The organism is Nocardioides astragali, from assembly GCF_024436375.1.
Taxonomy (GTDB): domain Bacteria; phylum Actinomycetota; class Actinomycetes; order Propionibacteriales; family Nocardioidaceae; genus Nocardioides; species Nocardioides astragali.
This window is the reverse complement of the sequence record NZ_JAFMZM010000002.1, coordinates 732,793-753,356: the sequence shown is the minus strand read 5'-3', so window position 1 is coordinate 753,356 and position 20,564 is coordinate 732,793. Positions and strand designations below refer to the sequence as shown.

General features: G+C 71.1%; 20 protein-coding genes. 13 read left to right on the top strand and 7 right to left on the bottom strand.

What is annotated here, in order from left to right:
• Window positions 1-51: 51 nt before the first annotated feature.
• From J3P44_RS08465 to J3P44_RS08455, 3 genes are all read right to left on the bottom strand, one after another.
• A complete protein-coding gene (locus J3P44_RS08465) occupies window positions 52-3,036 on the bottom strand; it encodes an AAA family ATPase (protein ID WP_255889866.1) in 2,985 nt (994 codons plus the stop codon).
• Window positions 3,033-4,208: an exonuclease SbcCD subunit D gene (locus J3P44_RS25455; protein WP_255889865.1), complete on the bottom strand. Its 1,176-nt coding sequence runs from the start codon at window positions 4,206-4,208 to the stop codon at window positions 3,033-3,035. Before J3P44_RS25455 ends, J3P44_RS08465 begins: the two co-directional genes overlap by 4 nt.
• 61 nt (window positions 4,209-4,269) lie before the next feature.
• Complete coding sequence (locus J3P44_RS08455; protein ID WP_255889863.1) at window positions 4,270-5,097, bottom strand: formate dehydrogenase accessory sulfurtransferase FdhD; 828 nt, start codon at window positions 5,095-5,097, stop codon at window positions 4,270-4,272.
• A gap of 99 nt (window positions 5,098-5,196) precedes the next feature.
• On the opposite strand from J3P44_RS08455, the gene J3P44_RS08450 reads away from it, so the two are divergent.
• Window positions 5,197-5,631, top strand: a complete 435-nt coding sequence (locus J3P44_RS08450) for an OsmC family protein (RefSeq protein ID WP_255889862.1) — start codon at window positions 5,197-5,199, stop codon at window positions 5,629-5,631.
• 75 nt (window positions 5,632-5,706) lie between these two features.
• On the opposite strand, the gene J3P44_RS08445 is transcribed toward J3P44_RS08450, so the two are convergent.
• The gene (locus tag J3P44_RS08445; protein WP_255889861.1) at window positions 5,707-6,405 is read right to left on the bottom strand and encodes a peptidylprolyl isomerase; all 699 of its coding nucleotides are present in this window, start codon (window positions 6,403-6,405) and stop codon (window positions 5,707-5,709) included.
• 252 nt (window positions 6,406-6,657) lie between these two features.
• Here J3P44_RS08445 and J3P44_RS08440 point away from each other — a divergent pair, with 252 nt between their 5' ends.
• On the top strand, window positions 6,658-7,944 hold the full coding sequence (locus tag J3P44_RS08440; protein ID WP_255889860.1) for an autotransporter outer membrane beta-barrel domain-containing protein: 1,287 nt from the start codon (window positions 6,658-6,660) through the stop codon (window positions 7,942-7,944).
• Window positions 7,941-10,469 carry a hypothetical protein gene (locus J3P44_RS08435; protein WP_255889859.1) on the top strand — a complete coding sequence of 843 codons (2,529 nt, stop codon included), beginning with the start codon at window positions 7,941-7,943 and terminating at the stop codon, window positions 10,467-10,469. The genes J3P44_RS08440 and J3P44_RS08435 overlap by 4 nt, the downstream gene beginning before the upstream one ends.
• A 20-nt stretch (window positions 10,470-10,489) precedes the next feature.
• Here the strand turns inward: J3P44_RS08435 and J3P44_RS08430 are convergent, their stop codons facing one another.
• Both J3P44_RS08430 and J3P44_RS08425 read right to left on the bottom strand, forming a co-directional pair.
• Window positions 10,490-11,329: an aldo/keto reductase gene (locus J3P44_RS08430; protein ID WP_255889858.1), complete on the bottom strand. Its 840-nt coding sequence runs from the start codon at window positions 11,327-11,329 to the stop codon at window positions 10,490-10,492.
• A 65-nt stretch (window positions 11,330-11,394) separates the two neighbouring features.
• A complete protein-coding gene (locus J3P44_RS08425) occupies window positions 11,395-11,790 on the bottom strand; it encodes a DUF1622 domain-containing protein (RefSeq protein WP_255889857.1) in 396 nt (131 codons plus the stop codon).
• Between the two features lie 126 nt (window positions 11,791-11,916).
• Between J3P44_RS08425 and J3P44_RS08420 the strand changes: the two genes are divergently transcribed.
• From J3P44_RS08420 to J3P44_RS25870, 7 genes are all read left to right on the top strand, one after another.
• Window positions 11,917-12,480 carry a hypothetical protein gene (locus J3P44_RS08420; protein WP_255889856.1) on the top strand — a complete coding sequence of 188 codons (564 nt, stop codon included), beginning with the start codon at window positions 11,917-11,919 and terminating at the stop codon, window positions 12,478-12,480.
• A complete protein-coding gene (locus J3P44_RS08415; RefSeq protein ID WP_255889855.1) occupies window positions 12,480-12,767 on the top strand; it encodes a transcriptional regulator in 288 nt (95 codons plus the stop codon). The genes J3P44_RS08420 and J3P44_RS08415 overlap by 1 nt, the downstream gene beginning before the upstream one ends.
• Before the next feature lie 173 nt (window positions 12,768-12,940).
• Entirely contained in the window at window positions 12,941-13,510 is a 570-nt protein-coding gene (locus J3P44_RS08410; protein WP_255889854.1) for an alternate-type signal peptide domain-containing protein, read from the top strand.
• 47 nt (window positions 13,511-13,557) lie between these two features.
• Window positions 13,558-14,076 carry a signal peptidase I gene (locus J3P44_RS08405; protein ID WP_255889853.1) on the top strand — a complete coding sequence of 173 codons (519 nt, stop codon included), beginning with the start codon at window positions 13,558-13,560 and terminating at the stop codon, window positions 14,074-14,076.
• The gene (locus tag J3P44_RS08400; RefSeq protein WP_255889851.1) at window positions 14,069-14,707 is read left to right on the top strand and encodes a TasA family protein; all 639 of its coding nucleotides are present in this window, start codon (window positions 14,069-14,071) and stop codon (window positions 14,705-14,707) included. The genes J3P44_RS08405 and J3P44_RS08400 overlap by 8 nt, the downstream gene beginning before the upstream one ends.
• Window positions 14,704-15,198 (top strand): hypothetical protein, encoded by a 495-nt coding sequence (locus tag J3P44_RS08395; protein ID WP_255889850.1) that lies wholly within the window; start codon window positions 14,704-14,706, stop codon window positions 15,196-15,198. The genes J3P44_RS08400 and J3P44_RS08395 overlap by 4 nt, the downstream gene beginning before the upstream one ends.
• A gap of 157 nt (window positions 15,199-15,355) precedes the next feature.
• The gene (locus tag J3P44_RS25870) at window positions 15,356-16,852 is read left to right on the top strand and encodes a sensor histidine kinase (RefSeq protein WP_255889849.1); all 1,497 of its coding nucleotides are present in this window, start codon (window positions 15,356-15,358) and stop codon (window positions 16,850-16,852) included.
• A gap of 12 nt (window positions 16,853-16,864) precedes the next feature.
• On the opposite strand, the gene J3P44_RS08385 is transcribed toward J3P44_RS25870, so the two are convergent.
• Window positions 16,865-17,479, bottom strand: coding sequence for a hypothetical protein (locus tag J3P44_RS08385; RefSeq protein WP_255889848.1), 615 nt, complete (start codon window positions 17,477-17,479; stop codon window positions 16,865-16,867).
• Window positions 17,480-17,599: 120 nt separating this feature from the next.
• Here J3P44_RS08385 and J3P44_RS08380 point away from each other — a divergent pair, with 120 nt between their 5' ends.
• The 3 genes from J3P44_RS08380 (at window position 17,600) to J3P44_RS08370 (ending at window position 20,531) form a co-directional block, all read left to right on the top strand.
• Entirely contained in the window at window positions 17,600-18,649 is a 1,050-nt protein-coding gene (locus J3P44_RS08380) for an ABC transporter substrate-binding protein (protein WP_255889847.1), read from the top strand.
• Window positions 18,650-18,711: 62 nt separating this feature from the next.
• Window positions 18,712-19,707, top strand: coding sequence for a FecCD family ABC transporter permease (locus tag J3P44_RS08375; RefSeq protein WP_255889846.1), 996 nt, complete (start codon window positions 18,712-18,714; stop codon window positions 19,705-19,707).
• Window positions 19,704-20,531 carry an ABC transporter ATP-binding protein gene (locus J3P44_RS08370; RefSeq protein ID WP_255889845.1) on the top strand — a complete coding sequence of 276 codons (828 nt, stop codon included), beginning with the start codon at window positions 19,704-19,706 and terminating at the stop codon, window positions 20,529-20,531. The genes J3P44_RS08375 and J3P44_RS08370 overlap by 4 nt, the downstream gene beginning before the upstream one ends.
• Window positions 20,532-20,564 lie beyond the last annotated feature (33 nt).

Genomic DNA, 20,564 nt, shown 5'->3' with positions numbered 1-20,564 from the left:
GGGCAGGAACCTATCGGAGGCACAGAAGCGGGCACGACCGGCCGGGCAGGCCTAGGCGAGGTGGAGGCTCGTGCGGCTGCCGTGACGCCCGCGGTGCACCCGGAGCTGGGTGGGGATCCTCGTCTGGAGCTCGGGCACGTGGCTCACCACGCCGACCACGCGGCCGCCGTCGCGCAACGTGTCGAGGGTGTCCATCACGTCCTCCAGCGTCTCGGCGTCGAGGGAACCGAACCCTTCGTCGACGAAGAGCGTGTCGAGATCGGTGCCGCCGGCCTCGTCGGTGATGACGTCGGCCAGGCCCAGCGCCAGCGCCAGTGACACGACGAACGTCTCGCCGCCGGACAGGGTCGCCGGGTCGCGGCTGTCGCCGGTCCAGTCGTCGCGCACCAGCAGGCTCAGTCCGCCCCGGGTCTCGCCGGCTCCGCGCCGGCCGGTGTGGACGAGGGAGTAGCGCTGGTCGCTCATCGTGGACAGGCGCAGGTTGGCCGCGTCGACGACCTGGCCGAGCCGGTGTGCGAGGACGTAGGCGGAGAGCCGCATCTGGAGCCGGTTGTCGGGGTGCTTGCCCTCCACGAGCGCCGCCAGGTCGACCGACAGGGCGAGGTCGGCGCGGACCGGCGCCCAAACGGAGAGCGCCGCCGCCACCTCGACGGCCAGGCCGCGCAGGCGTCGGCCGCGGTCGCGCAGGCTCATGTCGGTCTGCCGGGCGAGCGCGGCGGCTTCCTTGGCACGGTGGTGGTCCTGCGCCAGCGCCTCGAGGTCCGGCGCCTCGGCCTTCGCCGAGCGGATGAGGTCCTCGTCGGCCAGCAGGTCGCGGACCCGGGCGGCCTCGCGCTCGTGGCGGTCGATCTGCTGCTGGAGAGCGGCGAGCTCGGTGTCGGGGAGCCAGGACGCGGCGGCCTCTGCCGAGCACTTGAAGCCGGCCCGGGCGGCGAGTGCGTCCGCCGCTTCCTGGGTGCTCGTCGCGGTGGCGCGCGCACGCGCGAGCTCGGCCGTGACGTCGAGACACTGGCGGCCGAGCTCCTCGACCTTCTGGTGGAAGGCCGTCAGGGCGTCCAGGTCGGTGTCGTCTGGTACGACCTCCCGGACCTGGCTGCGCAGGCTCTCGATCCGCGTCGCCACGACAGCGGTGTCGGTGTCGAGCTGGGTGGCGGTGGCGGTGAGCCGTTGGAGCGACTCCGTCAGCGCTCGCTGCTCGGCCTGGAGGGTCTCGACGCGGGCCGCCAGGGAGTCGACGTGTGCCGCCGTGCGCCGGGCCCGCTCCAGGCGGGCCAGGGCGTCGTCCTCCTCGACGAGGAGGTGCTCGACCGAGCCGCCGGCCTCGGCGAGGGCGGTCGCCAGTCGGCTCCCGAGGCCGCGCACCTGCTGGGCATGGGCCTCCACCACGACCTCCAGGTCGTCCACCTCCCGGCGGGCCTCGCGCTCGGCCACCTCGTCGGGGGCGCCGGGCGCCGGCGAGGCGGGGGAGGGGTGCTCCGCCGATCCGCACACCGGGCAGCATCCCCCAACGGCCAGCTTGCCGGCGATCTCCGCGGCCATGCCGTCCAGGCGTCGCTCGCGGATCTCGACGAGGGTCTCCCTCGCCAGCAGTCGAGCCTGCGTGGCCGCGCTCATCGCCTGCTCCGCCGCCGCCAGCTCGGTGGTCAGGGCCTCGGCGGACCTCGCGGCCCGGGTGCGCGCGCGGACCAGATCCACCTCGGCGCTCAGGGTCTCGACAAGGGCGACGGCCTCGCGCGCTGCGACCAGTCCGGACTCGATCCCGGACAGGACCTCGGGGATCTCGTGCGCCCGGGCCTCGACCCGGCACAGCTCCGTGTCGGTCTCCGCCTTGGATCGGGTGAGCCGGCCCAGCTGCCGCTCCAGGTCGACGATCTGCCGTTGCAGGGGGCGCACGCGGCCGATGTCGGTGAGCGTGCGGGTGGCGGCGCGCTGGTGCTCGGCGATCTCCTGGTCGTCGAGGGAGGGGAGCTCCAGCATCGCGACGAGGGCCGCGCGCGTGGTGCGGCTCTGCTCGTCGAGGAGGCGCACCTCCTTGCCCGCGTCGAGGGCCAGCTCGTGGAGCGGTCGTACGGGGCCGGCCTTCTGTGCCTGCGCGACCCGACGTTGGCGGTCCTCGTGGGCCGGGGTGTCGGCCTCGACACTCGCCCATGCGCAGCGCGCGCTCGCGTAGGTGGCGCGCTGGCCCGCGAGCTCGATGCCCGCGGCGGACGCCTCGGCGGCGGCCACCTCCTCCGCGGACGCGGCCTCGACCCGGATCGCCTGCTCCACCGAGGCGGTGACCGCCGCCGTGGTCAGCTCGTCGATCCAGGTGTGGAGGACCGTCGGGTCCTCCTGCCAGTCGCCGGGGGCGTCGCGATCGCCCACCTCGCTGACCCGGCTGACCAGGTCGGCGACGGCGCGCTGGTGCGCCTCGGCGGTGCGGCGCAGCTCCAGGCGCCGCTCGCGCAGCCACCGCTCGACGCTGTCGAAGCGTCCGGTCTGGAAGACCTGCTGCAGGAGCGCGTGGCGTTCGTCGGAGCGGGCGCGAAGGAAGGCCTGGAACCGGCCTTGTGGAAGCAGCGCGACCTGGCAGAACTGGGGCAGGTTCATGCCCACCAGGCGGGTGACGAGCTGACCCGTCTCGTCGAGGCGGGTGCTGAGCGGGTGCCACGCGTCGGAGCCGTCGGCGGAGGGGCGACGCTCGGAGATCACCACCCGGGCCTGCTCGGTGGTCGTGCCGGTGCCGCGCTTCTTCGGTCGCGACCAGGCAGGCGAACGGTCGATCCGGAACCGACGGCCCGACAGCGTGGCCTCCAGCACCACGCGGGGGACCACGTCGTCGGCCGAGTGGTCGGAGCGCAGGCGCTTGGCGGTGGACCGGTCACCTGGGACGTCGCCGTAGAGCGCGAAGCAGACGGCATCGAGGACGCTGGACTTGCCGGCACCGGTCGGTCCGCTGAGGAGGAACAGGCCGCTCTCGGACAGGACGTCGAAGTCGATGCGGGTGGGGTCGGCGAAGGGCCCGAAACCGGTGATCTCGAGGTGGTGGAGCCTCACCCGCCCTCCCCAACCGACACGCCGACCAGCACGTCCTGGTCGGGATCGTGGCAGCAGCCGTCGACCGCCTCCTGCAGCAGGTCGGACTCCGGTGTCGTCGCTGGGACGCCCCGCACGTGGCGGACGAAGTCGAGGGCGATGGCGTGGTCGCTCTGCCCTGCCGGGGGCTTGGGTGGCGCCTGCGGGTCGGCCGCTGCCATGGCGAACTGCAGGACGAGGGTGTGCGGGAACCGGCGCCGCAGCTGCTCCATGGCCCGGGCCGGGCGGGGGACGTCGGTAAGGGTGGCCTGCACCCAGTCGCGCTCCCGGTCGGTCAGCGACCGGTCGCTCAGCAGGTCGTCGAGCGACCCGGAGATCCGGGACAGCCGCCGGGGCACAGGAGCGTCGATCCACCGGGCCGAGGCGAAGCCCTTCGCGTTGAGCTCCACCAGCCAGGTGCCCTTGACCTGGTCGCTCTCCGAGAAGGAGTAGGCCAGCGGGGAGCCGGAGTAGCGCAGGGCCGGGGCGAGCTCGTGGGGCCCGTGGAGGTGTCCGAGCGCGGTGTAGTCGATCGCGTCGAAGGTGCTCGTCGCCACTCGCGAGACCCCACCGACGCTGATGTCGCGCTCGGACTCCGACGGCGTCGCCCCGGCCACGAAGGCGTGGGCGAGCACGACGGATCGCGTCTTTGCCGGACGGGCGGCCAGGTCGCGGCGTACGCGGGTCATCGCCTCGGACAGCGCGGCCTGGTGGCTGCGGTGGCCCAGGGCCCACGGCTCGAGGAGCGCGGACGGGTCGAGGTAGGGGATGGCGTGGAAGGCGACCTCGCCGTGCCTGTCCTTCAGGACGACCGGCGTGCCGACGGTGGCGGCGTCGGTGCGGACGAAGACGCCGGCGGCGTCCATCAGCCGCGAGCCGAACCCGAGCCGCTGGGCACTGTCGTGGTTGCCGCTGCTGACGACGACCTTGGCGCGGGAGGCCGCCAGCCGGGCGAAGGTCTCGTCCGCCAGGGCGACCGCGTCAACGTGTGGGAGGGCACGGTCGTAGACGTCACCGGAGACCACCACGACGTCGACCTTCTCAGCCTCGACCACCTCGAGGAGGTGGTCGATGAACGCACCCTGGTGGCCCAGCAGGTCTTCGCGGTGGAAGGACCTCCCCAGGTGCCAGTCAGAGGTGTGGAGGATGCGCACAAGGCGAACCTAGAGCGCCGCACCGACACCCACGGGCCACCACGCCGGACGGCGGTGCCGCTCAGCCGTAGCGGACCGTCCGGCCTGCGGAGGTGAAACCCCAGAGGTCGATGTCCGCCTCGTCGGCCAGCCGGGCCGCCAGGCTGGTCGGCGCACCCACCGCGACGATCGATCCGATGCCGCTGGCAGCCGCCTTCTGCACCAGCTCGAAGCCGACCCGACCGCTCAGGACGAGGCAGGCCTCCGCAGGGGACACACCGGTCAGCACGCGCGCACCGGTCACCTTGTCGACGGCGTTGTGGCGACCCACGTCCTCGCGCACGACCAGCAGGGTGCCGTCGGCGTCGGCCAGCCCGGCCGCGTGGACGCCACCGGTTCGCGCGAAGAGGGACTGACGCTCCCTCAGCGCCTCCGGCAGGCGGCGTACGACGTCGGCGTCGGGGCGCGCTCCCGGCCACGGCACCGCGGGGCGGGTCTGCAAGGCCTCGTCGACGCTGTCCTTGCCGCAGACGCCGCACGCGGACGAGCCGGCGGTCACGGAGGCGTGGCGGTGGGGGAGGTCGGTGGCGGTCAAGAGGGTCACGGTGACGACGTTGAGCTCCTGCTCGGGGGTCAGGTCGTTGTCGGTGCAGTAGGCGACCTGGGCGACGTCGCCTGCCGGGGCGAGACCCTCGTTGACCAACCAGCCCGCGGCGAGCTCGAAGTCGTGCCCGGGGGTGCGCATGGTGACCCAGGCGCGGCGCGGCTCGAGCGATCCCGCACGTACGCGGATCTCCAGGGGCTCCTCGGTGATCAGCCGGTCCTCCCGCGCCGACCCGCCGGCCGCGGTGTGCTCCACGACGCGGGTCCGGACCGACGGACCGGGCCGTCGTGGGAGCTCGCTCGTCACACCCCGACCCTACTGCCGGGCCACGCGAGCGGCGCCCGAGATCAGGTGCTCGCCGATGCGTGGAGAGGCACCAGGTCGACCTCTGGCAGGGTGTTCGTCATGACGGACGAGACCCTTCGCAGCATCGAGCTCACCCGGATCGGGCCGGCCCGGTTCAAGGCCACGAACGCCCGCGGGGGTGAGACCTTCTTCGGCACCGGGGGCGACGATCCGGACTTCACGCCGGTCGAGCTGCTGCTCGCCGCGATCGCCGGGTGCAGCGCCCTCGACGTCGAGGCGATCACGCACAAGCGGACCACCAGCACGAACTTCACCGTGCACACGGAGGGTCGCAAGGTGCGCGACGAGAACGGCAACCACCTGACCGACCTGCGGGTGAGCTTCGACGTCGTCTTCCCGGAGGGACCCGAGGGTCAGGCCGCCCGGGATCGCGTGCAGGGCGCCATCGAGATGTCCCGCGACCGGCTGTGCACCGTGTCGCGCACCGTGCAGCTCGGTGCCGAGATCAGCTACGAGCAGTCCACCGCTGGTTGAGGAGGGACGAAGTCCCGTCACGAGACCTGGTCTCGTGACAGGCGCCAAGGCGCCTTCCTCGACCAACGCCGGCCATCAGCCGATAGTGACCTTCTCGATCGTGACGTCCTTGTTGGGGGTGCCGCCGCCGGCCGGGTGCGCGCCGTCGTTGCCCTCGGCCGCGATCGCGGCGATGACCTCGAGGCCCGCCGCGTCGATGGTGCCGAAGACGGAGTAGCTGGGCGGGAACTGCGAGTCGCGGAAGACCAGGAAGAACTGCGAGCCGTTGGTGTCCGGGCCGCCGTTGGCCATGGCCAGCGTGCCCGCGGGATAGGTCTCGTCGCCCGTCAGCTCGTCGGCGAAGGAGTAGCCCGCGCCGCCCGAGCCCGTGCCGGTCGGGTCGCCGCACTGGAGGATGCCGAAGCCCTCCTGGTCGCCGATGCGCGGGCACGGGGTGTCGTCGTAGAAGCCCTGCTCCGCCAGCGAGACGAAGGAGTTGACCGTGCAGGGCGCGGCCGTCGCGTCGAGTGTCAGGCCGATGTCGCCGAAGTTGGTGGTCATGGTCGCCGCGACGGTGCCCTCTGCCTGGGCCTCGGTGTCGGGCGCCTCGACCTCGCGCGCCGGCTCCTGGCCGTCGGAGGGGTACTCGCACGTGGTGGTCTCGCCGGCCGGCTCCGACGACTCGCTCGTCGTGTCCGACGCGGTGTCTGCAGGTGCGTCGTCGTTCTCCTGGCCGCAACCGGTGAGGGTGAGGACGGAGAGACAGACGGTGACGGCGGCGAGTCGCTTCAGCATGGCGCCGATGCTAGACGGCCGCGGGGGCCGGATCGTAGGTGGGCGCACGGAGCACCCCGTACGACAGCCCTCGCGGCGCCCCTGGGACGCCGTCCCGCCGAGGTGGGACGGGCGACGGCCCGGACCCACCCGTTGGGGTGCGTCCCCCATGCGCTCCTCGGTGGTTCGGTGTACGAAAGAGGTGGACGCCTCACGTCCGACAGTCATGACCTACGTCCGGCTCTGGCTCGCCGGGCGCTCGGAAGGAGCATCATGAGCACCGAAGAGAACGCACCGTTGACCCCGGAGGAGCTCGCCGGCGAGGGAGCCACCGCACTTCCGGACAAGGAGGTCGTCTCCATCCTCGACCTGGCTGCCGACATCGACCTGGCGATCGACGGAGCAGCGCCGATCGACCTCGCCGTCGCGCTCAACGCCAACGTGGTGGCCCCGATCGACGCAGCCGTGAGCGCCAACATCCTCAGCGACGGATCGACCGCTCAAGCCCTGTCCGACCAGGGCGTCCAGGTGACCCAGTCGATCGATGCCGACGCCACCGCGACCGGCGTGCAAGACAGCACCATCGACCAGGGCGACACGGTCGTGGGCGGTGCATCGACTGCCGACGACGGCCAGGCGGGCGGTCAAGCCATGCTCGCGGCCACCACGGAGGGCGGCGACGCCACGCAGGAAGGCGACACGGCAGCGATGGCTGCCGAGGCGGTCGACGGCAGCCTGGTCGTGGACGCGGCGGGCAACGTCATCGGCATCCTCGACACCACCACCGGCAACGTCGTGGCTTCCGACGGCACCGTCGTCGGCACGCTCAACGAGGCCACCGGGGTCGTCGTCGACTCCGCAGGCAACCTGGTCGGCACTGTCACCAGCCTGGTCGACGGCAGCTCCGTGCTGGACTCGGCGGGCAACGCCATCGGGACGATCGACGGAGCCACAGGCAACGTCGTGGACTCAGCCGGCAACGTGATCGGCGCGCTCAATCCTCTCACCGGCCAGGTCCTGGACACGGCCGGCAACGTGGTGGGAACCGTCGAGCAGGTCCTGGACGACGTGACCGGCGGGCTGGACACCGGCGACCTGCTCTCGGGCGACCTGCTCAACGTGGACGTCAACGTCGACCTCGACGCAGACCTGGCGGCCCCGATCAACGGAGCGATCGCGGCCAACGCCAACGTGGCGGCGCCGATCGACGCCTCGGTGGCCGCCAACATCCTCTCCGAGGACTCCCAGGCCACTGCGATCGCCCAGCAGGACGCGATCATCACCCAGACCATCAGTGGATCGGCTGATGCCACGTCGCACCAGACGTCAGACATCAACCAGTCGTCGGTCGAGCCGGTCGACACCGACACTGCGTCCGCGGATGACGACGAGGCGGCCGCAACGCCGTCGGAGACCACCGACGCCGTCGGCACCACTGACGCCTCCGGCACCACCACTGAGGCGGCGGGCACGACCACTGACGCTGCCACTGATCCCGCCACTGATCCCGCCACTGAGGCCGCCACGGGCGACGGCACGAGCGGCGACACCACTCAGTGACCACGCTGGTCGACGCGCCGACCCGGGTCGACGGAGTCCAGCTGATCGGGGAGATGGAGGGGTCCGGCTACCGGACCCCGCCGGCCCTGGTGAGGCGCAGCGACGGTCAGGTGCTCCAGCTGACGAGCCTGCTGTACCTCGTCCTGCAGGCCGCCGACGGCACCCGGACCCACGCGGAGGTCGCGGAGGTGGTCGGGCGCGCGTCCGGGCGCGCCGTGACGGAGGCCGATGTCAGGACGCTGGTCGACTCGCACCTGCGTCCCCTCGGACTGCTCAGGAACGCCGACGGCTCCGACCCCGAGCTCAAGCGCAGCGACCCGTTGCTGGGTCTCAACCCCCGGTTCGCCGTCACCGACCCCAGCACCACGCGCCGTCTCACGGACCCGTTCCGGGTGCTGTTCCGTCCTCTGCTGGCGCTCGTCGTGATCGTCGGCTTCGTCGCGGTGATCGGCTGGGTGTTCTTCGAGCGAGGTCTCGGCGCGTCGGCGTACGACGCTTTCGAGCGCCCGCACCTCCTCCTGCTGGTCTTCGTGGTGTCGGTGATCGCCGGCGGCTTCCACGAGTTCGGGCACGCTGCGGCCGCCCGCTACAGCGGAGCCGAACCGGGTGCCATGGGGGCGGGCCTGTACGTCGTGTGGCCCGCGTTCTACACCGATGTCACCGACAGCTACCGGCTCGGGAGGGCGGGTCGGATCCGCACCGACCTGGGTGGGTTGTACTTCAACGCCATCGTCGTGGTGCTCACCTACGTGTGGTGGTGGTCGACGGGCTGGGAGGCGCTCCTGCTGCTGGTCGCGACGCAGGTGCTGCAGATGGCCCAGCAGCTGCTCCCGTTGCTGCGTTTCGACGGCTATCACCTGCTGGCTGACCTCGCGGGGGTCCCCGACCTCTACCAGCGCATCCGACCGACCCTGCTGGGTCTGTTGCCGCACCGGTGGAAGGCACCGGAGAACGCGGTGTTGACGCCTTGGGCGCGTGTCGTGATCACCCTGTGGGTCCTGGTGACCGTGCCCTTGATGGCATTGATGCTGGTCGCCCTCGTGGCCGCCGTGCCGCGATTGCTGGGCACCGCAGGCGCGGCGATGCGCGACGACGCCGCGGGAGTCTCGGAGGCTTGGCGTTCCGGAGGACTCGTGGACGTGGCGGGCCACGCGCTGCAGCTGTTGGGTGTGGTCCTGCCGGTCCTGGCGTGCGCCGTGATCCTGGGGCGGCTCGGGCTCCGGTGGTTCCGCGGGCTGTCCGACTGGAGCCGCGGCTCGCAGGTGAAGCGCGTGACGGCGGCCGCGCTGAGCGCCACGCTCGTCACCGGTCTGTCGTGGGCCTGGTGGCCGCACCCAGGCGCCTACGAGCCGATCGCGCCGGGCGAGACGGGCACCGTCGCGAGCCTCTTCAGGGCAGCGGCAGGCACCCCTGTGAGCGCGGCGGCGGACGACACCGCTGCGGCTCCAGCGCAACCGGCGCTCCCGATCGGCGCAGCCGCTCGCGAACGGCTCTCCAGCGGTGATCCCCTCGTGGCCGCCTTCGAGGAGGGCAGCGTCCTGCCGACGAAGGAGGACCCGGTCCTCTCGATGGTGCTGGTCCCGACCGAGGAGGACGACACCACGCAGGACGAGCCCGAGCCGTCTCCCTCCCCGTCACTCGATCCGACGGAGTCGGCCCCCGGGTCCCAGACACCGAGCCCGACTCCTGGGCCGAGCCCGGACGACGACGCGTGGGTGTTCCCGTTCGACCAGCCGCTCCCGCCGGAGCAGGGGGACAACCAGGCGTTGGCGGTCAACACCACGGACGACTCGGTCACCTATGACGTCGCCTTCGCCCTGGTGTGGGCGCAGGACGACCAGGTGCTCAACGTCAACGAGGCGCATGCCTATGCGTCATGCTCCGACTGTGTCGCCGTGGCCGTGGCGTTCCAGGTGGTGCTCATCATGGACGACGCCCAGGTGATCGTGCCGCAGAACCTCGCTGTCGCGGCCAACTACGACTGCCACTCCTGCATCACCGCGGCCGTCGCCAGCCAGCTGGTGCTGTCGATCCCGGGGGAGCCGGGGGAGGAGCAGCTCCTCGCCCTCGCGGGGGTGTGGGACCGCCTCATCCAGTTCGCGCACAACATCGGTTCCTACTCGCTCACGGAGATCACCGAGCAGCTCGACGGCTTCAAGGACGAGATCGTCGAGATCCTGGTGGGAGCGCCGCCCGTGACGACGTCCAGTCCCACACCCTCGCCGTCCTCGACCACCTCGACGTCGACTTCTACTCCCACGCCGTCCCCCACGACCAGCTCACCCACACCCACGGACCCGGGCACGACCCTCACGCCCACGCCCACGGAGTCGAGCACGTCGTCGACGACGCCGACACCAACTCCCACGCCGACTCCAACTCCCACGCCGACTCCCATTCCCACGGAGTCCCCGACGAGCACGACGCTGACACCCACGCCGTCACCGAGCTCCACCGCGTCGACGTCACCTGTCTCGCCGGAGCCATCCACGTCGCCGACGTCCGAACCGTCCCCGAGCCCCTGACTCCGAGCGGCCGGACGCCCTCACATCTCCTCGTGGGTCTCCGGGTCGCCGCCGAAGAGCCGTCCGTCGTCCTCGGCGAGCGAGGTGATAGCGGCCATCTCGTCGTCGGTGAGCTCGAAGCCGAAGACGTCGAGGTTCTCGGCCTGGCGGCGCGGGTCGGCGGACTTGGGGATCGGCAGCGAGCCGAGCTGCACGTGCCAGCGCAGGATGACCTGGCCCGGGGTGACGTCGTACACCTGGGCAGCGGCCGTCACCGCCGACTCCTCCAGCGGCGCGCGGCGCTTGCCCATGGGGCTCCACGCCTCCGTGAGTACGCCCAGGCGCTCGTGCACGTCGCGCATCCGCTGCTGCGGGAAGCGGGGGTGGAGCTCGATCTGGTTGACCGCCGGAGTCACGCCGGTGTCGTCGATGATGCGCCGGAGATGCTCCTCGGTGAAGTTGGAGACTCCGATGGAGTGGACGAGCCCGTCCTCGCGGAGCTGCACGAGGGCGCGCCACGCCTCGACGTAGAGGCCTCGCCCCGGGTTGGGCCAGTGGATGAGGTGGAGGTCGATGTGGTCGAGGCCGAGCCGCTCCAGGGACCCGTGCACCGACGCGATGGCGTCGTCGTACGCGTGGTGGCGGCCGGGGATCTTGCTGGCCACGAGGACCTCGTCGCGCGGCACGCCGGAGCGGCGGATCGCCTCGCCCACCTCCTTCTCGTTCTCGTAGTTCACGGCCGTGTCGATCAGCCGGTAGCCGCACTCGAGCGCGCTGGCGATGGCAGCGGTGCCGTCCTCGCCGCGCAGCGGGTAGGTGCCGAAGCCGATCGCCGGCAGGGCGCTGCCGTCGTTGAGGGCGTACGTCGGGATCTCAGCCATGGCTCCCAACCTAGGCGGAGAGACAAGTGCTGGCCGACCTCACGACCGCCTCGGGAACTTGCGGCTCAGGCGCTGTCGCGGGGGACGAGCGTCCCGGTCCTGTCCGACGCGGACGCCTTGCGCCAGGGCAGCGTCCCCTCCAGCTCGACCTCGAGGGAGAAGCTGAGGAAGGTCCGCACCAGCACGATGAGGCCCAGAGCCAGCGCGCTCTCCAGGGTCGGGTCGACCGTGATCGTCAGGACGATGTCGGCGATGATCAGCAGCTCGAGTCCCAGGAGGATGGCTCGCCCCACGCTCCGCCGCGCGGACTCGTACGCCGACCGCGGGCCGGCACGTCGCGCCGTCCAGGCGGCATGGACGAAGGCGCCGATGGCGCCCAGCACGAGGACGGCCACACCTGCCACCTCGAAGCCGTGCACCACAAGCTCCATGAGGTCGTCGAATCCTGCATCGTCGATCATCTGTCCACCTTCGCACCCGGCGGCGCTGATCGAGCGGCGATCAGGGCTTGACGATGAGCGCGAGCGGAGAGGCACGCCGCAGCCCGCTACTTGCCATGTTGGAAAGTAGTGCCTAGACTTTCCAACATGGAAAGTGAGACCCGCTTCGACGGCCCCGACGACGCCCGCGCCCGCCTCGCAGCAGCAGACCTCGCCCGAGGCCGGCTCACCACCGGTCTGAAGCTGCCGCGGGGCCTGCATCCGGCTCTTGCCGGCGCCGTCGCGGTCCAGATCGGCACGGCGGCAGTCGGGATCGCGGAGCAGTCGGCCCTCGGGCTGGGACTCCTGCTGGCCGGGCTGGGAGTGTTCCTCGCCGTGGCGACATGGCTCCTCCACCGGTTCCGCCGGATCAACGGAGTGCGGGTGGACGGCCTCACCGGCCGTGTCGTGCTCGGGACCGGCACGACATCTTCCGTCGCCTACGTGTGGGGCTTCGGCGGGGCGACCTGGGCCGCGTTCGACTCGCAGTGGTGGCTCGTCGGTCTTGCCGCCGTCATGGGGGGAGTGGGGTACGCGCTCGGCGCCCGCCAGTGGTGGGACGCCTACCGTGCCGACCCCGCGACGCACGCACGAGGCGTGTCGCCGCAGGTGCTGGCCATGCTGGCACTGGTCGCTGCCCTCGGGTTCGTGGTCCTGATGGTCGTGGGCTGATGCCGGACCTCGACCCGCTCATCCATGCACCGGCCCGACTGCAGCTCGTGACCACGCTGACGGCGGTGGCGGAGGCCGAGTTCTCCACCTTGCGCGAAGCGCTCCAGGTCAGTGACTCGGTGCTGTCCAAGCACGTCTCCGCCCTGGTGAGCGCCGGCTACGTGCGCAGCCGCAAGGGGACCCACGAGGGCCGGCGCACGACGTGGGTCGGGCTGACCGATGTGGGCAGGCGCGCACTCCACGAGCACGTCGCCGCGCTGCGGGAGCTCATCGACGTCGTCGACTAGCTGTGTCCGGGGAGCCCGGACCACCCTTTCGGGTTGACCCGAGTGGGGCTTTCCCAGGCCTCGCGTGGCCCCTTCGGGCTATATGCAACAGATCTCCCACAGGGTTGTTACCGCTCTGTTGCAGTTGCCCTGTGCCGGCCCATCGGGGCTCGGCCGCATCGACAGGGGACCTCATGCACAAGAACACCAAGGCGGCGTGTGCGGCCACCGCGGCCGCCGTCCTGCTCCTCGGCGGCGCCAGCACCATGGCGTCGTGGAACGACAGCAAGACCATCGCCGGCGGCGCCATCAAGTCGGGCTCGCTCAGCCTCACCCAGGAGACCGGCCAGACCTGCACTGCGTGGACGCTGGACGGGGCCGGCGGCGGGGGCGCCTTCGTCCCAGGCACCACCCTCGTGGTGCCCGGGGACGTCATCACCCGCACCTGCACCTACACGGTGAACGCCACCGGCGAGCACCTCGCCGCGACCGTCGGCCTCGCGAGTCCGTCGTTCGACGAGACCAATGACCTCGTCTCGGCCCTGACCGCGGATGCCGACTACACGATCGACGCCGACCCCTTGGAGGATCCGGCGGCGGCCACCATCGCCGACGGCGCTGCGATCACGAGCGCCAACGATGGGGACGTGCTGAGTGCCGCGGTGAGCGTGACGTTCAGCTCGGCGACGGCGGGCACCACGGCGCAGGAGATGACTGCCACGCTGGACGCCCTGACCGTGTCGCTCACCCAGACCCACGCCTGACAGCTGATTGCTGATAGCTGATGTCGGTGCTCGGCTGGGCGTGGCGCGTGACCACCTGGACAGTGCTGCTCGCCGCTCTCTCGGCGCTGGCGCTGGTGGTGGTCGTGCCACGCCTGGCCGGGGCGACGCCCTACACCGTCCTCACCGGATCGATGGAGCCTGGCCTGCCGCCGGGCACCTTGATCGTGGTGAAACCCGCTCCCGCCGATGACATCGGGGTGGGCACGGTCATCACCTACCAGCTGAAGTCCGAGCAACCGACGGTCGTCACGCACCGGGTGACCAGCCAGGCGGTCGACGACGAGGGCGTGCCGGTCTTCCAGACCAAGGGCGACGCCAACGAGGTGCCGGACCGGGCCTGGGTCCGGCCCGTGCAGATCAGGGGCGAGAAGTGGTACGCCGTGCCGTACCTGGGCTACGTGAGCAACCTGCTCACCGGGAGGGAACGCCAGATGGGGATCTACGTCGTGGCTGCGCTGCTGTTCGGCTACGCCATCGTGCTCGTCGGGTCGGGCCTTCGCGACCGACGCCGCGCCCCCCGCGCCACGAGGGCCCGGCATGTCTAGGCACCGCGCACCGAGGCACGCCGGGCCGAGGCACAGCTCAGTCCGCCGCGGCTCGGGGGACCGCGGCGTCCTGCGCTCCGCCCGCGTCCGGGCCGTGCTCTGCCTCGCCGTGGTGCTCGCCCTCGCCACCCCGGGCACCTATGCCCACTGGACGGACGAGGTGCAGGTGAGCGGCACCGCGATCACGAGTGGCACCCTCGATCTGCGCGTCGACGGTCAGGACCAGGTCACCGGCTACACGACGCTCGACATCGCACCCATGGTCCCGGGGAACTCGACCGCGGCCGTCCTGACGATCCGCAACAACGGCACCGCCCCGCTGTCGTACACCGCGGCGACCTCCGCCACCAACGCCGATGGGAAGTCGCTGGGCGCCGCGCTCGTCGCCAAGGTCACGGGCGACACCACTGTCACCGGAAGCGCGCCAGCGACCACCTGTGCCGGTGCGGCACTCTCGGGCTCTGCCGCCAGCCTCGCCGGCCCGCTGCTCTCGTCCGCCCGGCTGCTGGCGCCCGGCGCCACGGAGAAGGTCTGCGTCCAGGTCATGCTGCCGACGAACGCGGCGCCCGCGTTGCAGGGTGCGACCACCACGGTCGGCATCACGTTCACCGGCACCTCGGACGTGTCATGACCCGGCTCCTCCAGGCGCTGCTCACGGGCGGGAGACGCGCCACCTGTGTCGCCACCCTGCTCGCACTGGGCGGATCGCTCTTCGTGTCGCAAGCGTCCGCCTCCTGGGCGGCGTGGACCGACTCGGCGGCCGTCAGTGGCGCCACGCTCGGCGCCCACGAGGTACTGCCACCGACGACCGTGGACTGCGATGGGACCGGCGTGCTGGTGCCGCTGACCTTCTCGTGGCCCAGCAAGGACCCGCGCTACACCTACCGGGCACAGCTGGTCGACTCGAGCGGCGCCGTCCGGCGGACGGACCTCGTCCCCGAGTCCGGCCAGGGCAGCTACAGCGTGACGTACGCCGCCGGCGACCTGCCGGCCGGGAGCTTCACCGTCCGAGTCAGCTCGTTCCTGACGGGATCGACCACATGGACCTCGGCGACCGCCGCGTCTCATCCCGGCAGCAAGGTTTCGGTGCTGTTCGTCGGACTCGTCACGGCTTGCTCATGAGCCCGGTCGCGAAGGGGTACACGGACCGGGAACGAACCGGTGGACCCTCTGCCTGCACAGGGGAGACGGCGTGACCAGGATCGAGCCGTATCGCCACGGCAGGCTAGGAGCTGTCTGCGGACGCTGCCGTACGCCAGAGTCGCAGTGAGGAGAACCGGTGGACCGCACTCGGGGGACGGAAGAGTCGTGGCGGCTGACGCTGCAGCATTCACCGATCGGCATGGGCCTGGTGGACCTCGACGGACGGATCCTGGTGGTCAATCGCGCCCTGTGCGACATGCTGGGGTACGAGCCGGAACAACTGCGATCCAAACGCGTCCAGGACATCACCCACCCGGACGACATCGTGGCGAGCACCACCTTGCTGAAGCAGGCGGTCGCCGGCGAGATCGACTCCTTGCGGTTGCGCAAGCGATATCTGCGGGCGGACGGCACCGTGCTGTGGGCCGACATGTCCTCGGCGCCCGTCCGGCATGAGGACGGGACCATCCTCCATTTCGTCACCCAGTTCCTCGACATCACCGAGCAGCACGCATCCGAGGCCCGGCTGGCCGTTGCCAACCGAGCGCTGGAGTGCGAGCGGCGGACCTTGGAGGCGATCTTCGACACCGTCGACGTCGGTCTGCTGCTGCTCGGCCGCGACGGCAGCTACCAACGCATGAACCGCCGCCACGCCGAGACGATGAGCCTGCAGTACCCCGAGGGCCACGACGGCAGGGCGGGGCAGCCGGGCGCGGTCTATGGTCCCGACGGCCGGACTCCCTTGCCCCGCGAACAGCTACCGTCCTACCGAGCCATGCAAGGTGAGGAGTTCGACGACGTCCGGGTGTGGGTTGGGTCCGACCCCGCCAACCGCGCGGCATTCTCGGTGTCTGCCCGCAGGGTCCGCGACCACGAGGGCGAGGTGACGGGGTCGGCCCTGGCCTACAAGGAGATCACCGACCTCCTGCGCGCACTCCGGGTCAAGGAGCAGTTCTTGGCGTCGGTCTCCCACGAGCTCCGTACACCGCTCACGGTGGTGCTTGCCCACCTGGAGCTGCTCGTCGAGAACGAGGACCTTCCTCCAAGCATTCAACCGCAGCTGCACGCGATCGAGCGCAACGCGCTACGGCTCGGGAGCTTGGTGGGTGACCTGCTCCAGGTGGCCCAAGCCCTTGAAGCTGGGCTGGAGCTGCAGCGCACAGACGTCGACCTCGTGGCACTGCTCGGCGAGACAGTCGAGACGTGGCGCGCCAAGGTCGACGCGTCCGGGCTGACCCTGCGGTGCGAAACCCCACCGAGGATGTTCGCCTCAGTAGACCGTCAGCGTCTCCGACAGGTGGTCGACCATCTGGTCTCCAACGCGGTCAAGTACACCGGGAGGGGTGGGACGATCACGCTCGGGCTGCAGGGTGACGCCGATCATCTACGGCTGTGCGTCAGCGACACGGGAATGGGGATCGATGAGGCCGAGCGCGAGCATGTGTTCGCGTGGTTCGTGCGCGGCGACGAGGCGGCGCGGCGACTCATCTCGGGCACCGGGATAGGTCTCCACATCGTGCGCACCATCGTGGCCGCACACGGCGGCGAGGTCACCGTCGACAGCACGCCCGGTGAGGGCAGCACGTTCCACGTGACGCTGCCCCTGGCGCCCTTGGCGGGGATTGGCGAGTGATCATTGTGCGGCTCACTGGAGGTCACTGAGCCATGGATGGCCAGGATGAGCGGTGCACAGGGCGTCCCGGAGCCATGCCCGGGACTCGTGGTCCAGGAGGGGCGCGCAGGCGTCGAAGTCGGCCTGGTCCTTGGTCCTGAGCCCGGGCGCCTTGTGCAGCAGCTGGACCTCCGGACGTAGGTAGCGAACGCCGTCCCGTGCCCACAGCAGCTTCGACATCGGGAGGCTGGTCCCGGGGTGGCGCTTGTAGGTCCATGTCGTCGGAGTGGCGTCCATCAGGATCACGTCGTACTCCCATGGGTCCGCGCCGCTCGGTCGCAGCCAGAGGTTCTCGCAGGTCTCCGACACCGGGTCCGTCGGATCGACGATCGGGCGGAGGCTGCCGTCGTCCGCCTGCCAGACGTCGAGACGCCCGGACAGGTGCTGGTGGAGCGAGGCCACGCCGGATCGCGGGATGCTCGGATCCACGTCGTCGTGCGGGCGGCGGATGTCAGTGAATGCCTCGATGGCCCAGCCGCCTGCGATCCACCACAGACCGGCGTACCCCTCGAACAGGGCTGCGGCGTCTCGCGGTGTGCGGGGGAGCCACGGGCCGTACAGGCGGACGATCTCCTCGTGGTCGAGCACGTGATGCACCGTAGACGAGACCTGCCCGACTCGGTCGCACCGCCTACTAAGGTTAGGCTAACCTCATTGCTCGGATCGGCAGGCAGGGCCCCCACGGGGCCACGAAGCACCAGGAGTCCCATGGTCATCACACGAACGCGCGCTCTCACCGGAGCGATCTCCGTTCTCTCCGTCCTCGCGCTCACGGGATGTGGCGCCTCCGAGGTGGTCGAGACCGAGGCCCACGCGGTCGGGGGAGAAGGAGGCACGAGCTATCCGCTCGTGCTGGACAACTGCGGCCACGAGGTCACGATTGAGTCCGCACCCCAGCGCGTCGTCTCGCTCGACCAGAACTCGACCGAGATCCTGCTCTCGCTCGGCCTCGAGGACCGCCTGGTGGGCACGGCGTCGTGGACCGATCCCGTGCTCGACTCCCTCTCCAGCGCGAACGCGTCGGTCCCGCGGCTGGCGGACGACGCCCCGACGTACGAGGTCCTGCTCGGCGCCGACCCGGATTTCGTCACCGCGTCCTTCGGCCGGCACTTCAACGAGACGGGCGTCGTGACGCGCGACCGGCTCGGCGAGACGGAGATCGGGTCCTACCTGTCGCCGACCGACTGCGACAACGGCGTGAGCGTCAACGGCGGCAGCAGCCGGACCACGGCTCTCACCACCGACGCGCTCTACCAGGAGATCCGGGAGCTCGCGGAGATCTTCGACGTCCAGGGTCGCGGCGAGTCACTCATCGCCGACCTCGAGGAGCGCGCGGCCACGGCAACCGAAGGGATCGACTTCGACGGGCGCACCGTCATGTTCTGGTTCGCCGACACCAAGACGCCGTACGTCGCCGGCGGACTCGGATCCGCCTCCCTCCTGGCCAGGACGACGGGGATGGAGAACGTGTTCGGCGACGCAACGGACGACTGGCCGGCCGTGGGCTGGGAGACGGTCGTCGACGCCGATCCTGACATCCTGGTGCTCGGTGACCTGCAGCGCGACCGGTTCCCGGGTGACCGTCTCGACGACAAGATCTCGTTCCTCCGGGAGGACCCGCTCACGCGGACCCTCGACGCTGTCGAAGAGGGGCGGTTCATCGCCCTCCATGGCGCGGAGATGAATCCGTCCATCCGCTTCGTCGACGGGCTCGAGAAGATCCGGGCCTGGCGGGACACGCAGGAGGACGAGCTCTGAGCACCCTCACCGCGACGGTCGGTGTCAGGCGCTGGCGGGGGAGCGCCCACACGCTGGCCGCAGTGCTCGGCCCCGCTGCCGTCGCGGCTCTTGCACTCTCCGTCGGTGTCGCGGTGACGCTCGGACCCGCTGACGTCTCGCTCGTGAACGTTCGCGACATCCTCCTCAACCACGTGCGCCTGACCGACATCCCTGTGCGCGCCTCGGAGGACGCGATCGTGTGGGAGGAGCGGCTCCCGCGCGCGCTCGTGGCCGCGGCCTGCGGTGCAGGGCTCGGGCTGTGCGGGGCGATCCTGCAGTCGCTCCTGCGCAACCCGCTGGCGGACCCGTTCGTGCTCGGGGTGTCGTCGGGTGCCTCCACGGGTGCGGTCCTGATCGGCGTCCTGGGACTCGGGGGAGGGGCGCTCGGGATGTCAGGAGGCGCGTTCGTCGGCGCGCTCGCGGCGTTCGGCGTCGTCCTCCTGCTCGCGCGGTTCTCGGGTGGCGGCACGTCGAGCGTCGTCCTCGCGGGCGTCGCGAGCTCACAGTTCTTCGCCGCCGTCACCTCGCTCGTCGTGTTCGGCTTCGCCGACGCCGACGAGACCCGCGGAGTCATGTTCTGGCTCCTCGGGTCGCTCGAGGGCATGCGCTGGGACGACGTCGCCCTGCTCGCCGCGGTCGTCTCGGCCGGGGGTGTCATCTGCCTCGCGTCCGCGCGCTCCCTCGACGCGTTCGCCTTCGGCGAGGACGTCGCCGCGTCGCTGGGCATCCACGTGGCACGCACGCGTGTGCTCCTCCTCGTCCTCACCGCGCTCCTGACGGCGACGCTCGTGAGCGTCGCCGGCGCCATCGGCTTCGTGGGACTCGTCCTCCCACACGCAGCGCGCCTCCTGTTCGGACACCGTCACGCCCGGGTCATCCCTGCCACGGCCGTGCTCGGTGCGGTGTTCATGGTGTGGGTGGATGCCGCATCCCGCGTGGTCTTCGCCCCGACGCCGCTGCCGGTCGGAGTCGGGACGGCCCTCGTCGGTGTCCCCGTCTTCGCGATGCTCCTCGTGCGGCGGAGGGGACACGCATGACGCTCCAGGCCGACCGAGTCTCCTGGCGGCGCGGCGGCACGCTCGTCGTCGACGGCGTGTCGGTGCAGCCCGTGCCCGGGTCGACCGTTGCCCTGCTCGGCCCGAACGGATCGGGGAAGTCCTCCCTGCTGCGCCTGCTGCAGGGAGCCGCGCGACCTGACTCAGGCACCGTGACGCTGGACGGCGCCGATCTCTCGGGGATGCGGCGGCGTGAGATCGCCCGTGCCGTCGCGACGGTCACCCAGCACGCGGAGACCGACGCCGACATCATCGTGCGCGAGGTCGTACGCCTGGGTCGTACGCCGCACCGGTCTCTGCTCGGAGGCGACACCGCGCAGGACGAGCGTGCGATCGACCGGGCGCTCGAGCATGTGGGACTGACGGAGAAGGCCAGGCACCGTTGGCACACGCTCTCCGGCGGCGAGCGCCAACGTGCCCACATCGCCCGCGCGCTCGCGCAGGAGCCCCGCGAGCTGCTCCTCGACGAGCCGACCAACCACCTCGACATCCGGCACCAGCTCGAGCTGCTCGCTCTCGTGGCCGAGCTGCCGGTGACCGCGATCATCGCCCTGCACGACCTGAACCTCGCCGCGATGTTCTGTGACGTCGTGCTCGTCCTGCAGCAGGGGCGTGTCGTCGCGGGAGGGCGCCCCGAAGAAGTGCTGACGCCTTCGCTCATCGCCGACGTCTACGGCGTACGCGCCCACGTCGCGCGCGACCACGTCAGCGGACGGATCAGCGTGGCCTTCCAGCCCGGGACACCGAGCGGTGCCACGTCCCGTGGTGTCGTCTCGTCGCTTCCTGGCGTTCGGCTGCCGGGTTGAGCAGGTACTCAAGAGCAGCGCGACGTGCCTCTG

Excerpts from the sequence above, each read along its gene's own strand:
- J3P44_RS08450 (WP_255889862.1), top strand. The coding sequence starts at position 5,197 with ATGACGGACGAGACCCTTCGCAGCATCGAGCTCACCCGGATCGGGCCG.
- J3P44_RS08380 (WP_255889847.1), top strand. The coding sequence starts at position 17,600 with ATGGTCATCACACGAACGCGCGCTCTCACCGGAGCGATCTCCGTTCTC.
- J3P44_RS08400 (WP_255889851.1), top strand. The coding sequence starts at position 14,069 with ATGTCTAGGCACCGCGCACCGAGGCACGCCGGGCCGAGGCACAGCTCA.
- J3P44_RS08430 (WP_255889858.1), bottom strand. The coding sequence starts at position 11,329 with ATGGCTGAGATCCCGACGTACGCCCTCAACGACGGCAGCGCCCTGCCG.
- J3P44_RS08410 (WP_255889854.1), top strand. The coding sequence starts at position 12,941 with ATGCACAAGAACACCAAGGCGGCGTGTGCGGCCACCGCGGCCGCCGTC.
- J3P44_RS08395 (WP_255889850.1), top strand. The coding sequence starts at position 14,704 with ATGACCCGGCTCCTCCAGGCGCTGCTCACGGGCGGGAGACGCGCCACC.
- J3P44_RS08445 (WP_255889861.1), bottom strand. The coding sequence starts at position 6,405 with ATGCTGAAGCGACTCGCCGCCGTCACCGTCTGTCTCTCCGTCCTCACC.
- J3P44_RS08440 (WP_255889860.1), top strand. The coding sequence starts at position 6,658 with ATGAGCACCGAAGAGAACGCACCGTTGACCCCGGAGGAGCTCGCCGGC.
- J3P44_RS08420 (WP_255889856.1), top strand. The coding sequence starts at position 11,917 with ATGGAAAGTGAGACCCGCTTCGACGGCCCCGACGACGCCCGCGCCCGC.
- J3P44_RS08370 (WP_255889845.1), top strand. The coding sequence starts at position 19,704 with ATGACGCTCCAGGCCGACCGAGTCTCCTGGCGGCGCGGCGGCACGCTC.
- J3P44_RS08415 (WP_255889855.1), top strand. The coding sequence starts at position 12,480 with ATGCCGGACCTCGACCCGCTCATCCATGCACCGGCCCGACTGCAGCTC.
- J3P44_RS08425 (WP_255889857.1), bottom strand. The coding sequence starts at position 11,790 with ATGATCGACGATGCAGGATTCGACGACCTCATGGAGCTTGTGGTGCAC.